We start from the raw sequence: 20,261 nt of genomic DNA, 5'->3' as shown, positions 1-20,261 counted from the left end.
GCTTAGTCTTCCTGTTCCTCGACAATCTCGTCGGCCCCGCTGTCATCCAGCGGGCGGGTTGCTGCGATCAGCTTGTCCGTGAGGACCAGCCTTGCGGAATGAATGTCGCCGAGTGGGAAAGTCACCCGGCCGGACTTCTTGTCGTCGATCGTGATCTGATCGCCGTCGATGCCGACCAGGTCACCGGTCAGCCCCTTGCGGTTGCCTTCCACGGGTGCGGTCAGGCTTACCTTCACTTCGTGCCCGGCCCAGTTGGCGTAATCCTTCGGGCGGGTCAGCGGACGATCGATGCCGGGCGAGCTGACTTCGAGGCGATAGGCTTCCTCGATCAGCGTTTCGCCGGCTTCTTCCAGCGCGTCCATGCGGTCGGAGATGCGGTGCGAAAGCTTCACGCAGTCATCCAGCACGAGCTGGCCGGTGGCCGGGTTCTCGGCCATGATCTGCAGGGCAATCTCATCGTCGCCCACTTCGCTCTTGCCGAAGATTCGCACGCGCACCAGGTCGAAACCGAGGGCGTTGACCTCAGGTTCGATGACTTCGGTAATGCGTGCAATGTCGGCCAAGCCGTATCTCCGGTAAAAATCGTGCTGTTCGGCAACGCAGTTTCGCGCCGGCCCCTTCCGGCGCCAGCCCGAACCTTGTGTCACCAATGTCGGGATGAGGCGCAGATAAGCGCATCGCCGGTAAAAAGCAAGAGAGAGGATTCCGGCCTGCCGGTCGGGCGAAACCGATGTCCGCGGCTTCGGGCCAAGGCATTGCCGGGGCGTGGGCCGGTGCCGCTTGAAAACGGACGGGCGCCCGTTCTTGCCGATCGGAAAGGTCGATTAAAAAGTGCAGGCCGGGCGAGTGTTCGGGTGGGGGGGGGCTCGCCCGGCCTGCGTCCAGCGGGGGGAGGGCCGCCCGCCGGTAAGTTGGGAGTCACGTCACGGCGCGACTCATCAGCCCGGCCCGTCGCATGGAGACCGCGCTGCGTCCTCCGACCACGAGGTGGTCGTGGAGCTCGATTCGCGCGGTCTCGCACAAGGCGGAGAGCCGGCGCGTGGCGATCACGTCCGCCCGGCTGGGCAGCGGATCGCCGGAAGGGTGGTTGTGCACCAGCACCAGGCCGACGGCCCGATGCTCCAGCACACGTTGCAAAAGCGACCGGGAGCCGGCCCTGATCGTGGCCTCGCAGCCTGTCGTGCAGGCCACTTGTCCCACCAGCCGCCCTTCGGCATCGAAAGGCAGTTCAAGCATCACCTCGCGGCGAAGGCAGCCCAGGTGGGTTACCAGCGTTTCGAGGAGACTTCGCGAGAGCGGCCGGATGCGACTGCAACCCGGGACCAGTCCTGCCACGAGGGATCGTTGCCAAGCCGCTGCTTGCGCCAGACATGCAGGATCGTACCGATCGCTATCGCCGAAAGCGCCAGGAACGTGGGCGTCCCCCGCATCACGGCGTAGACCGTTGGCGGAATTCCGATGTCCGCCCATCGTGCGAAATGCGCGCTGAGGCTCAACAACTGCAACGAGGTTGCCCATAGCGGCCAAATCCTTCGGGCCTGGAGCGCGAGATAGCCGAAACCGGCCGTTCCCACGGCATCCGTCAGCAGCGACGTGGGATCCACGCTCCTGAAACGACTGGGCAGCAGGCTTTCTCCGCCGACTTGCAGCAGGACCATCGTCAGGATGATCGCGGCGCCCCACCGTTCGGGCGCGCCGCCCTGCCAGAAGGCCAGCGCCACGGCGACGACCAGCAGCAGGAAGAAAGCAAGCTGTTCAGAGTTTCCCAAGGACGCTCCCCATTTCGAACGAGTCCCCGATCAGGCCGCGATTTCGGCGAGCGGCTGATGCTCGCCTTCGGCCTTGTCCGGGCAGCGGACCGGAATATCCATCGTCTCTGCCAGCTTCGACAGGTCGCTATGCGCACGCACCAGTTCGGAGCGGGCCTCGATCAGGCTGCGCTGCATGGCTGCAACGCGCGCCATCGGGCGCTGGGTGCTATGGGCGTTATCGACGATCGCAAGGCGACCGCGAGCGATTTCCGCCATGAGTTCGCTGGCCTTGGCGAGAAGCTCATCCATGTCGTTCTCGACCGACTGGATGCTCCGGGTGATCCGCATTCCGACAATATCCGGTGTCATATTCGTCGCCTCCCACTGGGAATTCCGAGATCGAAGGCATCCGGCAAGAAGGACCACCGGGTCGGTGGGCCGGATCGGTGGACCAGCGCGCCGCTAAAGCAGTTTTTCCAGAGCCTCGGCGATCGCCAGGGTGGCCGCAAGGGTCACCGCCATGATCAACGCCAGCAAGAAAACCGCCCCTACGCGCCCCGCCCTTCCGAACCTTGCATCGAATGCCTCCAGGCCTGCCGGCTCGGCAACCCGGGCATCGAACCAATCGGGATGCCGTGCCATGGGCCGTGCATCGGAGAGGACGAAGACCGGATCCGCCGTCAGATCCTGATCGCTCTCATCCCCCTCTCCCGACCCCGCGTCGATACGGGAAAAGCCATATGTGGATTTGCCACATAGCTCCACGAGCTGCCCATAAAGGCGCGCCGTATCCTTGCGGTTGAGGGTTCCCCACTTGTCGCGCACGGCATTGATGCGCTGGTCCACCGTGTTCGGCGCGATGCCGATTTCGCGGGCGATTTCCTTGGTGGTACGGTGCATCAGCAGCAGGTCGAGAACTTCGACCTGCTTGGACGTCAAGTTTTCCAACAACCCTGTTGCTTCGGAAATGTCGGTTATCTCTTGCACATCGGCCCTCATTCGCGCCTTCCGTGCACTATAACGGCAAATCCCACTAGGGAAAATTAAAGCAAAACGGCAGACAGGCTTTCCTAAACGGCCACTTAATGCTTGTTATTCACCGAGATTTCGCGGCCGTGACTGGGCCGATGGCGGCGCGGAGGGTGCCTGCCCGCCTTCCGACAGACGGTGCTTCTTCATGCAATGGCGCAACTGGTCATAGGACAATCCCATAGCCGACGCCGCGCGGCGCTGGTTCCAGCGATGCCGGTCGAGCGCCTCGACCAATAGCCCGCGTTCGTAAGCCTCGACCGAAGCCCGCAGCCCGGCGCCCGCTTCCACGGGCGCAGCCGGCGCCGGCCTGGCCGGGACGGCGGCCACCGGAATCGGCGCGGGGGAAGGCTCGGCAGCGGCGGTGGGCATCCAGGGGTTCTCGAAAGGATCGAAGACGATTTCGGCGATCGGCGCGTGCTCGTTAGCCCAGCGATAGACCGCCCGCTCCGTCACGTTCCGCAGCTCGCGCACATTGCCCGGCCAGTCATGCGCCTCCAGCACCGCCATGGCCTGCGGCGAGAAACCGGGCCAGGTATCCCACTCCAGCTCGCTCGCCATGCGCCGCCCGTAATAGTCGGCCAGTTCGTAGACATCGCCTTCCCGCGCCCGCAGCGGCGGCAGGTTGATGACCTCGAAACTCAGGCGATCGAGCAGGTCGGCGCGGAACGTGCCTTGCTCGGCCATGCGCGGCAGATCGGCATTGGTGGCGGCAACCACGCGCACGTCGACCTGCACCGGGCGCGAGGCACCGATTCGCGCGATCTCGCCATATTCGATGGCCCGAAGCAGCCGCTCCTGCGCGGCCATCGACAGAGTGCCCAGCTCATCGAGGAACAGCGTCCCCCGATCCGCTTCCTCGAACCGGCCGGCCCTTGCCCGCACCGCGCCGGTGAAAGCCCCGGCCTCGTGCCCGAACAGCTCCGCTTCGATCAGCGTTTCCGGCAGGGCGGCGCAGTTCATGGTGATCAGCGGCTCGCCCCAGCGCGGCGAGAGGTGATGGAGCCGCTGGGCGATCAGTTCCTTGCCGGTCCCGCGCTCACCGATGACCAGCACCGGGCGCCGCACCGCCGCGGCCCGACTGGCGCGCTCCACCGCGTCGAGGAAGGCGGTGGATTGACCGATGAACTGAACGTCTCGCTCCATTCCCAACTCTTAGCGAATTTCACCATTCATTGGCAATTCATCTTTTGCGCCCTCCCCCACCAAGCGTCTGAAATCGCAGAAAACCGCATGTTTTCGAGTTTGGCACGCCCCTTGCGATGACATGGGCAAATTCACGAGATCCGACAGAGGAACACCAGGATGTCCTTCCAGAACGCCAGCATCGTTGCCAGCAGCCACCCGAGCAAGCAGCCGGCCGGCTTCCAGGCCAATGGGCGGGAACGCAGCAAGCTCGACTGGGCGATCATCGCTGCGGTGCTCGCCATGGGCACGCTGAACCTCTTCGCCATGAGCGACCGCATCGCCCCGCCGGCCCATGCCGCTCCCGTTTGCGGAGCACCGCTGCAGTGAGCAGGCTCGACGCGGAAATCGAAATCCTGCAAGCATCGGAGCAGGACGCTCCTCGCTTTCAGGAAAGGCGCGCCCGCCCGTTCGACACCGCCTCCGGTTCGGGCGAAGGCTCCTTCTTCCGGGAGCCGCGCTTCAGCCAGGCCCGCAAGTTCAATCCCACCTCGATCAAAGGAACCGCCAGGATGGGCATCTTCTCCCGCACCCGCGACATCATCGCCGCCAATTTCAACGACATGTTGGACAAGGCCGAAGACCCCGGGAAGATGATCCGCCTCATCATCCTGGAGATGGAGGAAACCCTCGTCGAAGTGCGTACCAGCAGCGCGCGCACCATTGCCGACCAGAAGGAACTGCGCCGCCATGTCGGCAAGCTGGACCAGCTTCAGCACGACTGGGGCGACAAGGCCCAGCTCGCGCTCAGCAAGGACCGCGAGGACCTGGCCCGCGCCGCCCTGCTCGAAAAGAAGAAGGCCGGCGACATGGCCGAGCAGCTTCGTGCCGAGATCGCCGTGCTCGACGACGCCCTGCGCGCTTACGAGGAGGACATCGAAAAGCTGCAGAACCGCCTGCGCGAGGCCCGCAGCCGCCAATCCTCGATCGCCGCTCGCTTGCAGAGCGCCGAGAATCGCGTCAAACTGCGGACCTTGCTGTCGAGCGAGCGCGTGGACGAGGCCCTGGTGCGCTTCGACCAGCTCGAGCGGCGCGTCGATTATGCCGAAGGCCGTGCCGAGGCGATGAGCCTGGGCGACAGCCGCCAGCCGACGCTCGCCGAGGAAATCGCTGCCTTGCAGGACGGCGATACGATCGACGCCGAACTCGCCGAGATGAAGCGCGCGATGGGGAATGGCCAATCGACCGCAGGCCAGCCGACCGCAGGCCAGTCGACGCCGGAATGACAGCGGCACACCTGACATCCCGGCAGGTGTCTTGCCGAAACGTACATGCCGCCCGCGAAGGGCCATGACCGGGAACCCGGGTCTGCCGACCCGACCACTGTCATAACGGGCAAGCCCGGATCCACGCCGGGCAGCCCGAGGGAAAGGGAACAACCAGTGTCACGCGGACAATTCTATCTCGACAAGTCGAACGCCAAGCTGGCCGGCGTCTGCTCCGGCATTGCGGACTATACCGGCGTCGACACGCTCTGGATTCGCATCGCAGCCGTGCTGCTGACCTTCTTCGTCTCCTTCGTGACGATCCCGATCTACATCGCCGTCGCCTTCATGGCGGACAAGCGGCCGATGAGTCTTTACAGCGAGGACGAGGAAGAGCGCCTGCTGCGCCGGATGGAACGCCGCCGAAATCGCCAGGGCTTCGGACACAACCTGATGCGCTCGGCACCGAACCGTTCTGGTCGCCTGCGCAGCGAACTTTCGGACATCGACCGCCGCGTCGCCGAGATGGAAGCGCACTACACCAGCAGCAATTCGCGCCTCGCCGCCGAAATCGACAGCCTCCGCTGATACGCAGGCTGCCAACACCGGGTAACAGGGATTAGCCCAAGATGGATTCTCACACTCTCGCCCTCCTCATCCCGCTGGCCCCGTTCATGATTGCGGGCTTCGCGATCTGGACCCGGCACCAGCGCCGCATGGCCGAACTGCAGGTGACGGCCACCGCCGAAAAGGCCGCGCAATACGCTTCCCACTCCCGCGAGCTGGAAGAGCGTGTGCGGGTGCTCGAACGGATCATCACTGACGGCGGCTACGATACCGCGCTCCAGATCGAGGCCCTGCGCGACGTGCGCGAAACCGAAAAGGCCCCCACTGACAAGGCGACCCGGCAATGAGCTTCGGGGACTTCGTCGGGCTGGCCACCTTCATGGGCGGGATGGTCGCGATAGCGGCGATCCTGGCCGGAGCCTACAAGCGCCGCCTTGCCTTCCTCGAACGCAAGCTGGAGATCGCGGCGGGGCAAACGGCCGAAAAGGCCGCCCGCCACGCCGCCCCCAATGCCGCGATCGAGAACCGCCTGCGCGTGCTGGAAACCATCATCACCGACGGCGCCTGGGACACCGCGCGCCAGATCGAATCGCTGCGCGCCCCGGACGGCGAGCCGCGCGCGAACTGACGGGGGGCCGGAAGAACATGGATTACTCAACGCTCGAAATGCTCATGCCCGTCCTGGTCACGGCCACGGCGCTGGGCATCGGCGGCTGGATCTTCAACAACTGGCTGCGCATGCGCCACGGCTATCCGCTGGAGAATTCCTGGGGCAAGGCCGTCTATCCCAAGGACGACGCCGAAGCGCAGGCCCGTGTCCAGTTGATCACCCAGGAAAACGCCCAGCTTCGCGCAGAGATCGGTTCGATCAAGGACCGTCTCGCCAGCGTGGAGCGGATTGTCACGGATCAGGGTTATGATGTAGCCCGTCAGATCGAGAGCCTGCGAGAGGCTCGCCACGATGCCCGCCGCGAGGTGACCCAATGAGCTTCTGGACTGCCGTAGTCGTCATCTTCGCGATCGCCGCGGTAACCTGGCTCCGTGCCCAGAAACTGCGCGGAGAAAAGCCGGGCTTCCGACTGGACGGCCATGGCGAGCGCGAGCACGAACTGGAAACCGAAGTCGAGAAATTGCGCAAGCGCATCGCCGTGCTCGAACGCATCGCCACCGACGAGCGCCGCGAAAAGGATCTCGCACGCGAAATCGAGTCGCTGCGGGATTGAGAGTACGTCGTCCCGGCTCAAGGCCGGGACGAAGCCTTCTTTCACGGCACCTTCGCATCCAGTTCCGCCAGCCACACCGCCGCGCTGGCATCGGACGGCGCGCGCCAGTCTCCGCGCGGAGACAGCGCACCGCCGGAGGACACCTTCGGCCCGTTCGGCACGGCGGAGCGCTTGAACTGGCTGAACGCGAAGAAGCGGCGCAGGAACTTCTCCAGCCAGGAACGGATCGTGGCAAGGTCGTACGCGTTCTTGCGATCGTCCGGGAAGCCCGCAGGCCAGGTGCCCGCCGCCGCATCTTGCCAGGCGTGGAGCGCCAGGAACGCCACTTTCGACGGCTTCTGCCCGAAGCGCACGATGTGGTGCAGGAAGAAGTCGTTGAGTTCGTAAGGCCCGATCTTCGCCTCGGTGCTCTGGATCGCGCCGTCCGCCCCGGCCGGCACGAGTTCGGGCGAAATTTCGGTGCCGAGAATCGCCAGCAGCACCTCTTCGGTCGCGGCGCCGAACTGGTCGGTGGTGGCGCACCAGCGGATCAGGTATTGGATCAGCGTCTTGGGCACGCCGGCGTTGACCGTGTAATGGCTCATCTGGTCGCCGACGCCGTACGTGCACCAACCCAGCGCCAGTTCGGAGAGGTCGCCGGTGCCGATCACGAAGCCGTCGTTCTGGTTGGCCAGTCGGAACAGGTAATCGGTGCGCAGGCCCGCCTGCACGTTCTCGAACGTCACATCGTAGACCGGCTCGCCATTCGAGAAGGCATGGCCGATATCCTTGAGCATCGTCGTGGCGGCGGGGCGAATGTCGATCTCTTCGGCGTGGATGCCCACCGCCTTCATCAGCGTCCAGGCATTGGACTTTGTGCCCTCGCTGGTGGCGAAACCGGGCATCGTGTAGCCGCGAATGAACGTGCGCGGCAGGCCCAGCCGGTCGCAGGCGCGCGCGGCAACGATCAGCGCGTGAGTCGAATCGAGCCCGCCAGAGATGCCGATGACCATTGACCTGGCGCCCGTCGCCTCGATGCGGCGCATCAACCCGCCCACCTGGATGTTGAACGCCTCGTAGCAGTCGGCATCGAGCTTGTCGGCGCGCGAAGGCACGAAGGGGAAGCGCGAGACCGGACGGATCAGGCCGATATCGCCGCCCGCCGGGGCATGGCGGAAAGGCACGGTGCGGAAGGTCTCGTCCGGCCGGCCTGCCACTTCACCCGCGTCGTTGAACGTGGGTACGCGGATACGGTCCATCATGATGCGATCGACATCGACATCGGCGATGCAGAGTTCCGCTTCCAGCGAGAAGCGCTCGCTCTCTGCCAGCAGGTCGCCCAGTTCGTAGACGATGCCCTGCCCGTCCCACGCCAGGTCGGTCGTGCTCTCGCCATGCCCGGCAGCGGAATAGATATAGGCCGCCGTCGCGCGGGCGGACTGCGAGCGGCAGAGCAGATGCCGTTCGTCCGACTTGCCGATCACGATGTTGGAGGCGGAGAGGTTGCACAGGATCGTCGCCCCGGCGAGCGCACCCAGCGAGCTTGGCGGGGTGGCGGCCCAGATATCCTCGCAGATCTCCACGGCGAAGCGGAAGTTCGGCAGCACTTCGGACGCGAAGACGAGATCGACGCCGAAGGGCACGTCCTGCCCGTTCACGCGGATGGTCTGGCCCTTGATCGTCTTGCCACTGGCGAACCAGCGCTTTTCGTAGAACTCGCGGTAATTGGGCAGGTAGGACTTGGGCACTACGCCCAGCAGCCGTCCATGCGCGATGGCGAGCGCGCAGTTGTAGAGCCGCCCCTTGTTGGGCAGCGCCGCGCCGACCAGCAGCACGGGGGAGAGATCGGCGCTTGCCCGCACGATCTCCGCCACGGCCGCTTCCACCGCCTCGATCATCGCCCCCTGCAAGTGCAGGTCGTCGATCGCGTAGGAGGAAATGCAAAGTTCCGGGAAGACCACCAGGTCGACATGCGCCTCATGCGCGCGCTGCGCCTCCGCCAGCACGGCGTCGCGATTGAAGGCGACATCGGCAGTGCGGACCTTGGGCGTGGAGGCGGCGACGCGCACGAAGCCGTGTTCGTGCAGGGCGTAGAAAGGATGTGCACTCATGGGCAAATCCCTGACAGGAACCGCGACGTGAGGCAACTTCCCCTTGCCCTCCCCCGTGCCGCGCTTAAATGGCGAGAGATGCGCAGCCTCGACGACATCCGCGAAGAATACGAGTTTTCCGAAGGCGATGAACGCTATCGCCTGCTGATCGGCCTTGGCGCCGAACTCGATCCCATGCCCGACGCGCTGAAGACGGACGCCACCAAGGTGCGCGGCTGCTCGGCCAGCGTCTGGGTCTATCCGATGGCGCGGGAGGACGGCACGCTGCACTTCCTGGCAGACAGCAATGCGGCAATCACCAAGGGCATCGTCTCGCTGGTGATCGCCGCCGTGCAGGACCGACCCGCCGCCGAAGTCGCGGAAACCGACATCGCCGCCGCCCTGGCGCCGTTCGACCTCAAGAACCAGCTCTCGTCCAACCGGACGCAGGGCGTGCCGAACATGATCGCGCTGATCCGCGAGACGGCCGCCCGCTACGCCTCCGGACAGAACGCAGGCAGCACGACTTGAAGAAGGCCAGCCGCCCGCTCTGGATGGCAGCGGGGCTGTTCTTCGTCGCGCTTGGAACGATCGGCATCTTCCTCCCGGTCATGCCGACCGTGGTGTTCTACCTGCTGGCTGCCTGGTGCTTCGGCAAGAGCCATCCCGAATGGGCCGAGCGGCTCTACAACCACCCTACCCACGGTCGCCACTTGCGCGATTGGCGCGACCGGCGCGCGATCAGCCGCAAGGGCAAGGTCTCCGCGATCCTGGCGATGAGCGCTTCGATACCCTTCACATGGTTCACGGTGGGCTGGCCTTGGGTGCTGATCCCGGCCGGAGTGCTGCTGGTGATCGGCCCCTGGATCTGGACGCGCGCGGAATAGCCACGACGTCGCCCCGGACTTGATCCGGGAAGAGGGTCTCGCAGCGCTACTCCACCGCGTCCCGCAGCACGGCGATTCCCTGCTGGCGCTGGCGGCGCAGTTCCTGCTTCAGCACGGCCGGATCGCGCGCGATCACGAAGCCGAAGCTCACCCCGCCCTCCTTGCCGATGGTCGCATGGTGCAGCTTGTGCGCCTGTACGAGCCGCTTGGCATAGCCGCGCTTGGGCACCCATCGGAAATAGCGCTGATGGACGAGACCGTCGTGGATCAGCGTATAGATCACGCCGTAGAGCAGTACGCCCAGCCCGATCCAGGTTCCCGGCGCCCATGCCCCGGCGCCCATGACCAGCGGCGAACCCAGCGCAAACATCGAAATGCTGATCGCCGCGCCGACCAGCGCGTAGAGATCGTTCCTTTCGAGGAGGTTGTCGTGCGGCTCGTGATGGTCGCGGTGCCAGGCCCAGCCGAACCCATGCATGATGTACTTATGGCTCGCCCAGGCGACGAATTCCATCGCTGCGGCAGAAGCGAGCACGATCAGGGCGGCGGAGAGAAACGACATGATCCCCGTTCTAGTCGCTTGGCTGCGCCTTGTCAGGTGCCGAGGATGGTCAAATGACGGTGTCGGCAGAATGTGCCGCGCGGCGGGCAGCCAGGAGGGGAAAGTTTGGAATGCAGATGCAGCCGCAGAGGCGCGGGGCCGGTACGGCTGCCCTGCATTCCTTATCTTTCAGGCGGCCTCTCCCGTCGGGTCGCAGAGGCCGTCTACAGTCTCGTGGCTGCGACACTTAGTTACAAATGCCGACAGGACTGTGACCGGTGAGTCTTCTGCCGTTCATGTTGAGACTTCTAAATCTGAATGCACGGAACAAATCCCGGAAAAAGAAGGAAAGTCCCATGCGCAAGATCACCCGTTTCATCGCTCCCGCCCTTGTCGCGGCCCTGGGTTTCTCGGCCGTCGCGCCGGGCATTGCCGAAGCGGCCGCGCCGCACCGCGAAGCCGCGCGCATCACGCCCAATCGCGAAGCGAAGATCCGCTCGGACATCGCCGGACTGCGCGGCGAGATCGATCGCGCCGCCGCCCGCCGCACGATCAGCCAGCGTGAAGCCACCGGCCTGCGCAACGACGCGGTCCAGATCCAGCGCCTCCATTCGACTTACGCCCGCGGCGGCCTGAGCCCGCGCGAGATGCAGACCCTGCAGGGCCGGATCGACCGCGTCCACGCCGCGCTCCATGCCGAACGCAACGACCGCAACGGCCACCGCCGCTGAAGACCGCGACGCGCAGGCAGCCGGGGCGAGAAGCCCCGGTTGACCGCTTAGCGAATAATGTTGCGCGAAAAGGCACGCCCGTTCCCCTTGAATTGCGGGGCGGGCGGGCCTAATCGCGCTTTCACCATGACCACGAAACCGCGCACCCTCTACCAGAAGATCTGGGACGCCCACGTCGTCGACACGCGAGACGACGGAACCAGCCTCATCTATATCGACCGGCACCTCGTCCACGAAGTGACGAGCCCGCAGGCCTTCGAAAGCCTACGCGTGGCCGGCCGCCCGGTGCGGCGCCCCGATCTTACCCTTGCGGTTCCCGACCACAACCTGCCGACCACCGCGCGCAAGGATGCGCAGGGGCATGTGTTGCCCATCGCCGACCCCGAAAGCGCGCAGCAGCTGGCCGCGCTCAAGAGAAATGCGCCGGAATTCGGCATTCGCTATATCGACGCCACCGATGCCGAGCAGGGCATCGTCCACGTCGTCGGACCCGAGCAGGGCTTCTCGCTGCCCGGCGCCACCATCGTCTGCGGTGACAGCCACACGGCCTGCCACGGCGGCATCGGCGCGCTGGCCTTCGGCATCGGCACCAGCGAGGTCGAACATGTCCTCGCCACGCAGACCCTGCTGCTCAAGCAGTCGAAGAGCTTCGAAGTCCGCGTCGACGGCAAGCTGGGCGCGGGCATCACTCCCAAGGACGTGGTGCTCCACATCATCGGCGTGATCGGCACGGCCGGCGGCACCGGCTACGTGATCGAGTTCCGCGGCAACGTCTTCGAGGAAATGTCCGTCGAAGGCCGCCTGACCGTCTGCAACATGGCGATCGAGGGCGGCGCCCGTGCCGGCCTGATCGCTCCGGACGAGACCACGTTCGCTTATGTCGAAGGCCGCCCTTACGCCCCGCAGGGCGATGACTGGGACAAGGCCCTGGCCTGGTGGAAGAACCTGGCGACCGACGAAGGCGCGACGTTCGACAAGACCGTCTCGATCCGCGCCGAGGATATCCAGCCGACCGTCACCTGGGGCACCAGCCCCGAGGACACGTCGGCCATCGGCGGCGTCGTTCCCGCGCCGGAAGACTTCGCCGACGCCTCCAAGCGCGACGCGGTGAAGGTCAGCCTCGACTACATGGGCCTCACCCCCGGCACCCGCCTCACCGAAGTGGAAGTGCAGAACGTCTTCATCGGCTCGTGCACCAACAGCCGCATCGAGGATATCCGCGCCGCCGCCGCAGTGCTCAAGGGCCGCCACAAGGCAGACAACGTGAAGTGGGCGATCGTCGTCCCCGGCTCGGGCCTGGTCAAGGCCCAGGCCGAGGCCGAAGGGCTCGACAGGATCATCATCGAAGCGGGCCTGGAATGGCGCGAACCGGGTTGCTCGGCCTGCCTCGCCATGAACCCCGACAAAGTGCCGGCAGGCGAACGCTGCGCCTCGACCAGCAACCGCAACTTCACCGGCCGCCAGGGCCCCGGCAGCCGTACCCACCTGATGAGCCCGGCCATGGCCGCCGCCGCCGCGGTGACCGGCAAGCTCACCGACGTGCGCGAACTGGTAGGATAAGAACGACATGTCCAACGATTCCGAAAACAACCTCGCCGGCCGCGCCGCTCTGGCAGCCGGCGCCGCCATCGGCTCGGCCGCGATCGCCGCGGCCCTGCTCTTCGTGAAGCGCCGCAAGGCCCGCGCGAACGAAAAGCCGCTGCACCCCGAACAGGCGCCCGAGACCGACTGATGCAGGCCATTTCCCACGTCGCCGGACGGGCCATCCCGTTCGGCCGCAAGAACGTCGACACCGACGTCATCATCCCGGCCCACTGGCTCAAGACCATCACCCGCGAAGGCCTTGGCAAGGGCGCGTTCGAGGCGGTGAAGAAGGAACCGGACAACGTCTTTGCGGACCCCGAGTTCGCAGGCGCGCCGATCCTGATCGCGGGCGACAACTTCGGTTGCGGCTCCAGCCGCGAACATGCCGCCTGGGCGCTGCTCGACATGGGCGTGACCTGCGTGATCGCGCCGAGCTTCTCGGACATCTTCTCGGGCAATGCCTTCAAGAACGGCATCCTCACCGTGGCGCTGCCGCAGGCGGCGATCGACCGGCTGATGGAAGTGGCGCAGACCGATCCGATCGACATCGACCTGGAGACCCAGACCGTAACCACGCGCTTCCAGGATCGCTACGGTTTCGAGATCGACCCGTTCCGCAAGCACTGCCTGCTGGGCGGGCTCGACGAAGTCGGCCTGACCATGGCGCAGGGCGATGCCATCTCGGCCCACGAGGCCAGGGCACGCAGCGACCTGCCGTTCCTGGCGAAGACTCCGGCGAGCGCCTGAACCGGCTGTCGTCCCGGACCCGGTCCGGGACGACGCATCGCAAATCGCCATTGCCCCGACCCGCTTCGCGCCCTATCGGCAGGATAAGCCCTAGATCGAGGTTATCCGATGACGAGTTTCCAGGACCGCGAACGCGCCGAAGAGGCCAAGTTCGTGCATGACGCAGACACCCAGTTCCGCATCCAGGCGCGCCGCAACCGCCTGCTGGGCGAATGGGCCGCCGTGCGCATGGGGCTTTCTTCCGCCGAGACCGAGGCTTACGCCAAGGCCGTCGTCCAGGCCGACTTCGAGGAAGCCGGCGACGAGGACGTGATCCGCAAGCTGCTGGGCGATCTCATTGCTGCCGGTGTGGACGCGTCCGAAAACGAAATCCGCACCGCACTCGAAGCCAAGCAGGTCGAGGCGCGCCGCGCCTTCCTGGGCTGAACAGTCGTTTTCGGGCCGCGCCGGACATTCCGGTCCGGCCTGAAGATGCCCCGGCCAAGAGCCGAACGAAAGGAACCAGGCCATGGCCATGTCCGCCAGCGAAATCGAAGCCATGATCCGCACCGCCCTGCCCGACGCATCGGTCGAGATCACGGATCTTGCCGGTGACGGCGACCATTATGCCGCGCGCGTCACCAGCGCCGCTTTCGCGGGCAAGCCCCGCGTGGCCCAGCACAAGATGGTCTACGAAGCCCTGGGCGGCCGCATGGGCGGCGTGCTCCACGCCTTGCAACTCACCACCGCCGTCCCCAACTGAAGCCGGCATCGGAGCATTTTCAAGTCAGGTGAAATCACCCGACGGCCCGGAAAATGCGGCGAACAAAAGAAACGCAGAGCATGATACGTTCATGGTCTAGTCTGAAGGTTTATTGAAATGTCCGACGTCAACGCGCGCATCGACGAGATTGTAAAGAACAACGACATCGTCCTGTTCATGAAGGGCACCCCGCTGTTCCCGCAGTGCGGCTTCTCCAGCCGCGCGATCGCCATCCTCGAACAGCTCGGCGCGCCTTACGAGAGCGTCGACGTGCTGCAGGACATGGACATCCGCCAGGGCATCAAGGCCTATTCGGAATGGCCGACGATCCCGCAGCTCTACGTAAAGGGCGAATTCGTCGGCGGCAGCGACATCATGATGGAAATGTACGAGGCTGGCGAACTGCACCAGCTCTTCATCGATACCGGCCTCGCCACCCAGGGCTGATCCCGGATCGATCGAATGCCAAAGGCGCCCGGGGGCAACTCCGGGCGCTTTTTCGTGCGCGCCCTCCCTTCGCAGATGCACCCCGCCCGGGGCGTGCAAACTTCGGAGGGGCGATTTCGGGGGGTGGAGGGCTCGGGGAGACGGGGCCGGGAGACATTCGGCCCCGTCTCGTTCGAGACTACTCGAGGGTACGTTATCCTATGAGCATGAGCCGTGCCAAATGGCAAATCTCCCGGTTTTCCGCCAATGACCATGCACCCGCGCCTTCCAGGAACCCTGCAAGTGTAAAGCCGCCCGACAGTTTTCAGCCGGATCGCCGCGCAAGGCCGGCATGACAATTCCGCTTGCCTCTCCGCCTAGGGCACGCAAACTCGCGGGCATGACTCTCTATGCTCCCAGCAATGATCCGATGCCGGCGGATGGCCCCAAAGTGGTGCCGGCAGCGACCCTGGTGATCTTCCGCAACGCGGCCGACGGCGGCCCACCGGAACTGCTGATGGTCCAGCGCGCCCGCGAAATGCGTTTCGCCGGAGGGGCCGCGGTGTTTCCAGGCGGCCGCGTCGACCCGGCCGACCGCGAGCTGGCCGCCGCGCTCCTGCCCTCAGAACCCATCGAACTCGCCTCCGCGCGCATCGCCGCCATTCGCGAAACCCTGGAAGAGACGGGGTTGATGGTCGCCACGCACCGGCCCGTCAGTGCCGAGGAAGCCGCCCAGGGCCGCCTGCTCCTGTTGGAACGCGGCACGCTGGCGCCGGTGCTGGAACATTTCGGCTGGGACCTCGCCCCCGAACGCCTCGTGCTCTACGCGCACTGGTGTCCGCCGTGGGACAAGGGCTTCGACACGCGCTTCTTCGTCACCGACCTCGGCACCGGCGCGGTGGACGTCACGGTCGATGCCACCGAAAATACCCGCCTGTTCTGGACGAGCGCGGCCCAGGCGCTGGACATGACCGCGCGCGGCGAGATCGCGGTGATCTTTCCCACCCGCCGCAATCTGGAGCGCCTTGCCCGCTTTGCCAGTCACGCGGAGGCGCTAGCCGATATCCAGCGCCATCCCGTGGAGCGCATCCACCCCCGGATCGAGACGATCGAGGGCGAGGAATGGCTGATGATCCCCGACGGCCACGGCTATCCGGTGCGCGGGCAACTCAAGGCCGCTGCCGACCGCGGCTGATCCGCGATCGGCCAGAGGCCCGGTTCAGGCAGGCTCAGGCCAGCTCCGGCTCGGGTTCCAGCGAGGCGCGCGGGCCTTCGACTTTCGGGCCGGTCGCTCCGTAGAGCCCGAAAGCGACCGCGAGTGCGAAGAACACCACCATGCCCTTGATCGCAGCATCGTAGCTGCCGGTAAGTGTGAAGGCCTTGGCCGAACCGATCACCGCCGAAGCGATGAACGGCAGCCCGATCAGCGTGTTGAGCCCGAAGCCCCGGCTGTAGCTGGCCTGGCCGAAGCTGTCTGACAAGCCGCGGCCCAGCGTCGGGATCGCGCCCACGCCGTGCATGCCGATCAGCGCCACTACCACCGCGGTCATGGCAAAAGGCGGGTGCAGCAGCAGGACCAGCCACAGCAGCGCGCAATCGAAGCCGATCAGCGCCAGAGAGCGTCCGCCGCCCAGCTTGTCGGCAATCCAGCCGAACATCACCGATCCGGCGATCCCGGCCAGCGACATGATCGACTGGAGCTGCGCCGACTCGGCCCGGGTGAAGCCCCAGGATTCGCCCATGGGCACCAGCAGCGAACCCAGCATCACCGAACTCGTCATGCTGGCGATTCCCGCAAGACACAGCGCCCAGAAGCGCGGCCTGGCAAGGAGCTGCGCCACGCTGAGCGAGCCGTCCGACGTGCGCCGGCTGCCGGCGGCGGGCGCGGCGGTCTCCCCGCTGGGAGGATGGTCGATGGTCATCAGGCTGAGCGGGATCATGACCGCCGCGGCCACCAGTCCGATCGCGAGGTAGATGGTGGTGGGCGCCACGCCGTCGAGCGTCTCGTGGAGCAGCCAGGGCATGATCGCGATCACCACCGGCAAGTGCACGACGCCCAGCGCCAGTCCGCGATTGCGATGGAACCAGCGCGTCACCAGGGTGGCCGGGCCCACCGATCCGGCCAGGCTCAGGGCGGGGCCGAAGAACAGGCCGTAGGCGACGAGGTAGAGCGCATAGCTCTGCGTGAAGGCCAGCAGCAGATAGCCGCCCACCGTCAGCAGGGCGCCCACCAGCAGGAGCAGCCGCAGCGAGACTTTCGCGATCAGCACGCCCACGAAAGGCGCGAGTATCGACGAGCCGACCAGGACCAGCGGAATCCCCGCCGCCGCCGCCTCTGCGCTGACGCCCAGGCGCTGCTCGACCGACGCCAGCAGGATGCCGAAGGACCCCATCACGGTGCCGATCACCAGATTATGCGAAACCCCTGCGATCACGCCCATTCGGACGGCCTTGGGGTGGTTGGGAATATCCGGCGTGTTGCCGGCTGCATGGGCCATGGTTCTCTCCCGGATGGCGATGTGCCGGCTTTTCGCCGTGCATGTCTTTGCCGGGAGGATACGTGGGTGCGGGACGCTGGCGAGGAGATTGGCCGCGCCGCCGGGAAATACCGCCCCGGCGAAAAGGTGATGGCCTGCCCGCTTGAAGAGAGACAGTCGGAAAAGGGCGGCGAGGGTAAAAGCGGCGGTTAGCCGACGGCGCGCCACTCCGGCGTGAAAGTGGCGTGCAGACGCACCAGATGGTCCACCACCGGCCCGTGGAGCGGCCGGTCGAACTCGACGCCGGCGCAGTCTCCGCTGATCCAGCGGATGATGCCGGTCAGCCCTTCCAGCGCCTGCGGACGAATCACCACGCGCATGCCCACGCGGAAAAGCAGCCCCGTCGTCGCCACGCAGCAGCCCTCTGCCGTGATGTCCGAAATCTCGCCTTCGTCACGCAAGCCATTGGCAGTGCGGCATTGTGCTGCCAGCGAGATCGGCTGTCGTCTGGATCGGCGCTGCAGGAAGGGGCGGTTCATCATCCGGTTATGGCGCAAACCGGTTGATCAACCCTTAAATCGCCTCAGGCCGGAGCCTCGACGCCGCGCTTTTCTTCCTGTCCTTGCGCCGCCAGTCTCCGGGCGAGCACGGCGCAGACCATGAGCTGGATCTGGTGGAAGAACATCAGCGGCAGGATGATCGCGCCAACCTGGGCGGCCGGGAACAGCACGCCCGCGAGCGGAACGCCGGTGGCCAGGCTCTTCTTGGAGCCGCAGAACAGGATCACCACCCGGTCCTCGTGCGAAAAGCCCAGCATCCGGCCCAGCAGGTTGCCGATCACCATGATCGCGGCGAGCAGGCCCAGCGAGAGCAGCGCGATCAGGGCCAGTTCGCCCAGCGTCACCTTCTGCCAAAGCCCGTCGAGCACCGCGGCGCCGAAAGCGGTATAGACCACCAGCAGGATCGAGCCGCGATCGGTGTAGCCTAGCATCTTCTTGTGCCGCTGCACGAAGCCGCCGATCCACGGCCGCAGCAAGTGTCCTGCCACGAAGGGAAGAAGGAGCTGCAGCGAGATCGAGACGATCGGGTCGGTGGAGAAACCTTGCGCCTTGCCGGTGATAAGCAGCGCCGTCAGCACCGGCGTGATGAAGATGCCCGCCAGGTTCGAGAACGAGGCGCTGCACACGGCCGCCGCCACATTCCCGCCCGCAATGGCCGTGAAGGCGATCGAGGACTGCACGGTGGAGGGCAGCAACGTCAGGAACAGCACGCCGGTCGCCAGGGAAGGCTCAAGGCCGGGAATGGCCCGGATGCCCAGACCCAACAGCGGGAAGATCACGAACGTCAGGCTCGCCACGGTCAGGTGCAGCTTCCACGCCCGCGCGCCGTCGAGGATCGCTTCCCGCGAAAGCTTGGCGCCGTGCAGGAAGAACAGCAGCGCGATGGCCGCGTCGGCAACGCCGCCGGCAATGCCCGCCCAGATGCCGCGCGCCGGCAGTACCGAGGCCAGGCCGACGGTCGCAAGCAGCATGAGAAGATAGGGGTCGAGGTTCAGGCGGGCGAGAAGGCGGTTCATGCCGCCCTCTCTAGGGCGGCAGGCCGCGCGGCAAAAGCCCCCGGAGTGCGCCGTGGACGCACAAAAACTTGAGAACGCTCCCCTGGTACCGGCCTGACCCCGGCAAGGCATGCGTGAAGAGGGAGGAATTGGCGCGCCCGACATGAAAGCGATGGGCACTCAGATTGCTGGGAAATTTCGCTGGCTCGATAACGTGCTAAGGGTCCGGACTCAATTGCACCAGAAGATAATCGTTGCGGCTAGGAAGACGCCGGCCATGTAGTTGGTGGCAAGTTTGTCGTAACGGGTTGCGATGCGTCGCCATTCATTGAGGCGACACCACAGGCGTTTCTGTACACGGAGTTCCTGACAGTCCCCCGCCAGATCGGCTGCAAGGCGCTCTCCGATCGTCTCTGTATGATGCCCGGCTCGCTCCTCCTGCCGGGCCCGGCACCGCCGTTCCAGCTCTGCGTCGAAGTCGTCATAGGTTGCAGTGCGCGGGATCGGCACCATGAAGTGTGAGCGCACACACTTCACCAGTTCTTCGACCTTCCCCTCGTCGTTGCCCTTGCCATCCCCGCAGATCTTGGCGACCGCGATCCTCGTCTTGTCGTACAGGATCGAAAGCCGCACCCAGCCAAAGAAGGCAAACGCGCAAACATGCCCGTCTAGAAAGGCTTCCATCGTCTCGGAAGGATAGGCCTTCACAAAGCAGGCATCGGATTGCGGAACGTCCATACAGAAGAAATGCGCCTTCTGCCGCACATCGCCGATCACGCCCACCGCTTCGCCAAAGTCACCTGTGCGTGCTCGGGGCGGATGCGCCAGCGCCACGAACGTCTCACGGCTGCGCACACGGCTCCGGCGCACGTAATCCTTCACCACCGTACAACCGCCGCCGTAGCCATGTTCATCGCGCAACTGCTCAAAGATGCGTTTGGCCGTGTGGCGCTGATTTACCGGCGCAACATAATTCTCAGCCAAAATTCGGTCGATCACCGGCAGCAACGATCCCAGCTTCGGCTTGGCAACAGACTTGAAGCGCGTGTAGCCCGACGGCAGCGAGAAACGGTACATCTTCGCGATCATCTCTCGGGTCAAGCCGATAACCTTCGCTGCATCCCGCTAACTGTTCCCTTCGACAAACACAAAGCGGCGTACCGCTGCATAGCTCTCCACAGCAAACATCCTCGGCCGCTCCAAAAGGCCAACCTTACCAATGGCTGGGTTTTACCCCGCCGCGCTCAGCAATTTTCTGGCGCTCCATTGGCCTAGTTTGTCACCGCCCTGCACACTTAAGCTTAGCTGAAGGTCGCGAAGCAGATTGAGACGTCTTGTTCTCCATGACCCCATTAAGCGACGGCCTTGAGCTGACTGCGGAGAGAAGCCAGTGATCCATGGGAATGATCAAAAAGTCGCAAAAGTAGCTTGATCCACTAGGCCCCAATCAGAGAGGCCTCTGAGGCTCTGAGAATATCTGAAGCGTGAAGGGGCGGGCATTTTGCCTTTGATTATCCGACACAAGACCTCAGCGATCTGTAA

Annotated in this window: 28 protein-coding genes and 2 pseudogenes; 17 read left to right on the top strand and 13 right to left on the bottom strand. The window is 65.2% G+C overall.

The window, feature by feature from the left end:
• Positions 1-2: 2 nt before the first annotated feature.
• The 6 genes from rimP to pspF all read right to left on the bottom strand — a co-directional run bounded on the left by rimP (position 3) and on the right by pspF (position 3,926).
• Complete coding sequence (gene rimP / locus EDF58_RS10325; RefSeq protein WP_132265064.1) at positions 3-563, bottom strand: ribosome maturation protein RimP; 561 nt, start codon at positions 561-563, stop codon at positions 3-5.
• Between the two features lie 355 nt (positions 564-918).
• On the bottom strand, positions 919-1,236 hold the full coding sequence (locus tag EDF58_RS10320; protein WP_243654166.1) for a JAB domain-containing protein: 318 nt from the start codon (positions 1,234-1,236) through the stop codon (positions 919-921).
• 29 nt (positions 1,237-1,265) lie between these two features.
• Positions 1,266-1,769: a hypothetical protein gene (locus EDF58_RS10315; RefSeq protein ID WP_132265060.1), complete on the bottom strand. Its 504-nt coding sequence runs from the start codon at positions 1,767-1,769 to the stop codon at positions 1,266-1,268.
• A 30-nt stretch (positions 1,770-1,799) separates the two neighbouring features.
• On the bottom strand, positions 1,800-2,120 hold the full coding sequence (locus tag EDF58_RS10310; protein WP_243654165.1) for a hypothetical protein: 321 nt from the start codon (positions 2,118-2,120) through the stop codon (positions 1,800-1,802).
• A gap of 93 nt (positions 2,121-2,213) precedes the next feature.
• On the bottom strand, positions 2,214-2,750 hold the full coding sequence (locus EDF58_RS10305) for a LuxR C-terminal-related transcriptional regulator (protein ID WP_132265058.1): 537 nt from the start codon (positions 2,748-2,750) through the stop codon (positions 2,214-2,216).
• A gap of 93 nt (positions 2,751-2,843) precedes the next feature.
• The gene (gene pspF / locus EDF58_RS10300) at positions 2,844-3,926 is read right to left on the bottom strand and encodes a phage shock protein operon transcriptional activator (RefSeq protein ID WP_132265056.1); all 1,083 of its coding nucleotides are present in this window, start codon (positions 3,924-3,926) and stop codon (positions 2,844-2,846) included.
• A gap of 159 nt (positions 3,927-4,085) precedes the next feature.
• On the opposite strand from pspF, the gene EDF58_RS10295 reads away from it, so the two are divergent.
• The 7 genes from EDF58_RS10295 (at position 4,086) to EDF58_RS10265 (ending at position 6,960) form a co-directional block, all read left to right on the top strand.
• On the top strand, positions 4,086-4,295 hold the full coding sequence (locus tag EDF58_RS10295; RefSeq protein WP_132265054.1) for a hypothetical protein: 210 nt from the start codon (positions 4,086-4,088) through the stop codon (positions 4,293-4,295).
• Positions 4,292-5,191, top strand: a complete 900-nt coding sequence (gene pspA / locus EDF58_RS10290; protein WP_243654164.1) for a phage shock protein PspA — start codon at positions 4,292-4,294, stop codon at positions 5,189-5,191. The genes EDF58_RS10295 and pspA overlap by 4 nt, the downstream gene beginning before the upstream one ends.
• Before the next feature lie 156 nt (positions 5,192-5,347).
• On the top strand, positions 5,348-5,758 hold the full coding sequence (locus EDF58_RS10285; protein ID WP_132265052.1) for a PspC domain-containing protein: 411 nt from the start codon (positions 5,348-5,350) through the stop codon (positions 5,756-5,758).
• Positions 5,759-5,799: 41 nt separating this feature from the next.
• Positions 5,800-6,084: a hypothetical protein gene (locus EDF58_RS10280; protein ID WP_132265050.1), complete on the top strand. Its 285-nt coding sequence runs from the start codon at positions 5,800-5,802 to the stop codon at positions 6,082-6,084.
• Complete coding sequence (locus tag EDF58_RS10275) at positions 6,081-6,365, top strand: hypothetical protein (protein WP_132265048.1); 285 nt, start codon at positions 6,081-6,083, stop codon at positions 6,363-6,365. Before EDF58_RS10280 ends, EDF58_RS10275 begins: the two co-directional genes overlap by 4 nt.
• 17 nt (positions 6,366-6,382) lie before the next feature.
• Positions 6,383-6,724 carry a hypothetical protein gene (locus tag EDF58_RS10270; protein WP_132265046.1) on the top strand — a complete coding sequence of 114 codons (342 nt, stop codon included), beginning with the start codon at positions 6,383-6,385 and terminating at the stop codon, positions 6,722-6,724.
• A complete protein-coding gene (locus EDF58_RS10265; protein ID WP_132265044.1) occupies positions 6,721-6,960 on the top strand; it encodes a hypothetical protein in 240 nt (79 codons plus the stop codon). Before EDF58_RS10270 ends, EDF58_RS10265 begins: the two co-directional genes overlap by 4 nt.
• Positions 6,961-7,001: 41 nt before the next feature.
• On the opposite strand, the gene EDF58_RS10260 is transcribed toward EDF58_RS10265, so the two are convergent.
• The gene (locus tag EDF58_RS10260) at positions 7,002-9,050 is read right to left on the bottom strand and encodes an NAD(+) synthase (protein ID WP_132265042.1); all 2,049 of its coding nucleotides are present in this window, start codon (positions 9,048-9,050) and stop codon (positions 7,002-7,004) included.
• A 78-nt stretch (positions 9,051-9,128) separates the two neighbouring features.
• Here EDF58_RS10260 and EDF58_RS10255 point away from each other — a divergent pair, with 78 nt between their 5' ends.
• Together EDF58_RS10255 and EDF58_RS10250 are read left to right on the top strand one after the other, a co-directional pair.
• The gene (locus EDF58_RS10255; RefSeq protein WP_132265355.1) at positions 9,129-9,560 is read left to right on the top strand and encodes a SufE family protein; all 432 of its coding nucleotides are present in this window, start codon (positions 9,129-9,131) and stop codon (positions 9,558-9,560) included.
• Positions 9,557-9,916: a YbaN family protein gene (locus EDF58_RS10250; RefSeq protein WP_132265040.1), complete on the top strand. Its 360-nt coding sequence runs from the start codon at positions 9,557-9,559 to the stop codon at positions 9,914-9,916. Before EDF58_RS10255 ends, EDF58_RS10250 begins: the two co-directional genes overlap by 4 nt.
• A gap of 46 nt (positions 9,917-9,962) precedes the next feature.
• On the opposite strand, the gene EDF58_RS10245 is transcribed toward EDF58_RS10250, so the two are convergent.
• On the bottom strand, positions 9,963-10,478 hold the full coding sequence (locus EDF58_RS10245; protein WP_132265038.1) for a sterol desaturase family protein: 516 nt from the start codon (positions 10,476-10,478) through the stop codon (positions 9,963-9,965).
• Positions 10,479-10,813: 335 nt separating this feature from the next.
• On the opposite strand from EDF58_RS10245, the gene EDF58_RS10240 reads away from it, so the two are divergent.
• From EDF58_RS10240 to EDF58_RS10210, 8 genes are all read left to right on the top strand, one after another.
• A complete protein-coding gene (locus EDF58_RS10240) occupies positions 10,814-11,188 on the top strand; it encodes a hypothetical protein (protein ID WP_132265036.1) in 375 nt (124 codons plus the stop codon).
• Between the two features lie 126 nt (positions 11,189-11,314).
• On the top strand, positions 11,315-12,748 hold the full coding sequence (gene leuC, locus EDF58_RS10235; RefSeq protein WP_132265034.1) for a 3-isopropylmalate dehydratase large subunit: 1,434 nt from the start codon (positions 11,315-11,317) through the stop codon (positions 12,746-12,748).
• Positions 12,749-12,755: 7 nt separating this feature from the next.
• On the top strand, positions 12,756-12,920 hold the full coding sequence (locus tag EDF58_RS25825; protein ID WP_165921371.1) for a hypothetical protein: 165 nt from the start codon (positions 12,756-12,758) through the stop codon (positions 12,918-12,920).
• Positions 12,920-13,519 carry a 3-isopropylmalate dehydratase small subunit gene (gene leuD / locus EDF58_RS10230; RefSeq protein WP_132265032.1) on the top strand — a complete coding sequence of 200 codons (600 nt, stop codon included), beginning with the start codon at positions 12,920-12,922 and terminating at the stop codon, positions 13,517-13,519. Before EDF58_RS25825 ends, leuD begins: the two co-directional genes overlap by 1 nt.
• A gap of 108 nt (positions 13,520-13,627) precedes the next feature.
• Positions 13,628-13,945: a DUF1476 domain-containing protein gene (locus tag EDF58_RS10225; RefSeq protein ID WP_132265030.1), complete on the top strand. Its 318-nt coding sequence runs from the start codon at positions 13,628-13,630 to the stop codon at positions 13,943-13,945.
• 82 nt (positions 13,946-14,027) lie between these two features.
• On the top strand, positions 14,028-14,261 hold the full coding sequence (locus tag EDF58_RS10220) for a BolA family transcriptional regulator (RefSeq protein ID WP_132265028.1): 234 nt from the start codon (positions 14,028-14,030) through the stop codon (positions 14,259-14,261).
• 117 nt (positions 14,262-14,378) lie between these two features.
• Positions 14,379-14,708 (top strand): Grx4 family monothiol glutaredoxin, encoded by a 330-nt coding sequence (grxD, locus tag EDF58_RS10215; protein WP_132265026.1) that lies wholly within the window; start codon positions 14,379-14,381, stop codon positions 14,706-14,708.
• A gap of 379 nt (positions 14,709-15,087) precedes the next feature.
• Positions 15,088-15,882 (top strand): NUDIX domain-containing protein, encoded by a 795-nt coding sequence (locus EDF58_RS10210; protein ID WP_132265024.1) that lies wholly within the window; start codon positions 15,088-15,090, stop codon positions 15,880-15,882.
• A gap of 34 nt (positions 15,883-15,916) precedes the next feature.
• Here the strand turns inward: EDF58_RS10210 and EDF58_RS10205 are convergent, their stop codons facing one another.
• The 5 genes and pseudogenes from EDF58_RS10205 to EDF58_RS10190 all read right to left on the bottom strand — a co-directional run.
• On the bottom strand, positions 15,917-17,185 hold the full coding sequence (locus EDF58_RS10205) for an MFS transporter (RefSeq protein WP_132265022.1): 1,269 nt from the start codon (positions 17,183-17,185) through the stop codon (positions 15,917-15,919).
• A gap of 188 nt (positions 17,186-17,373) precedes the next feature.
• Positions 17,374-17,703, bottom strand: coding sequence for a PilZ domain-containing protein (locus EDF58_RS10200; RefSeq protein WP_243654163.1), 330 nt, complete (start codon positions 17,701-17,703; stop codon positions 17,374-17,376).
• A gap of 44 nt (positions 17,704-17,747) precedes the next feature.
• The gene (locus EDF58_RS10195; RefSeq protein ID WP_132265021.1) at positions 17,748-18,740 is read right to left on the bottom strand and encodes a bile acid:sodium symporter family protein; all 993 of its coding nucleotides are present in this window, start codon (positions 18,738-18,740) and stop codon (positions 17,748-17,750) included.
• A 210-nt stretch (positions 18,741-18,950) separates the two neighbouring features.
• Positions 18,951-19,061 (bottom strand): annotated as a pseudogene (locus EDF58_RS26330) (IS5/IS1182 family transposase); the annotation flags it as partial.
• 42 nt (positions 19,062-19,103) lie between these two features.
• Positions 19,104-19,907: pseudogene (locus EDF58_RS10190) on the bottom strand (IS21 family transposase); the annotation flags it as partial.
• Positions 19,908-20,261: the final 354 nt, after the last annotated feature.

Origin of the sequence: Novosphingobium sp. PhB57, from assembly GCF_004342985.1 — a bacterium.
Classification (GTDB): Bacteria; Pseudomonadota; Alphaproteobacteria; order Sphingomonadales; family Sphingomonadaceae; genus Novosphingobium.
The sequence above is the reverse complement of the archived record's forward strand: the minus strand, read 5'-3'. Positions and strand labels throughout refer to the sequence as shown.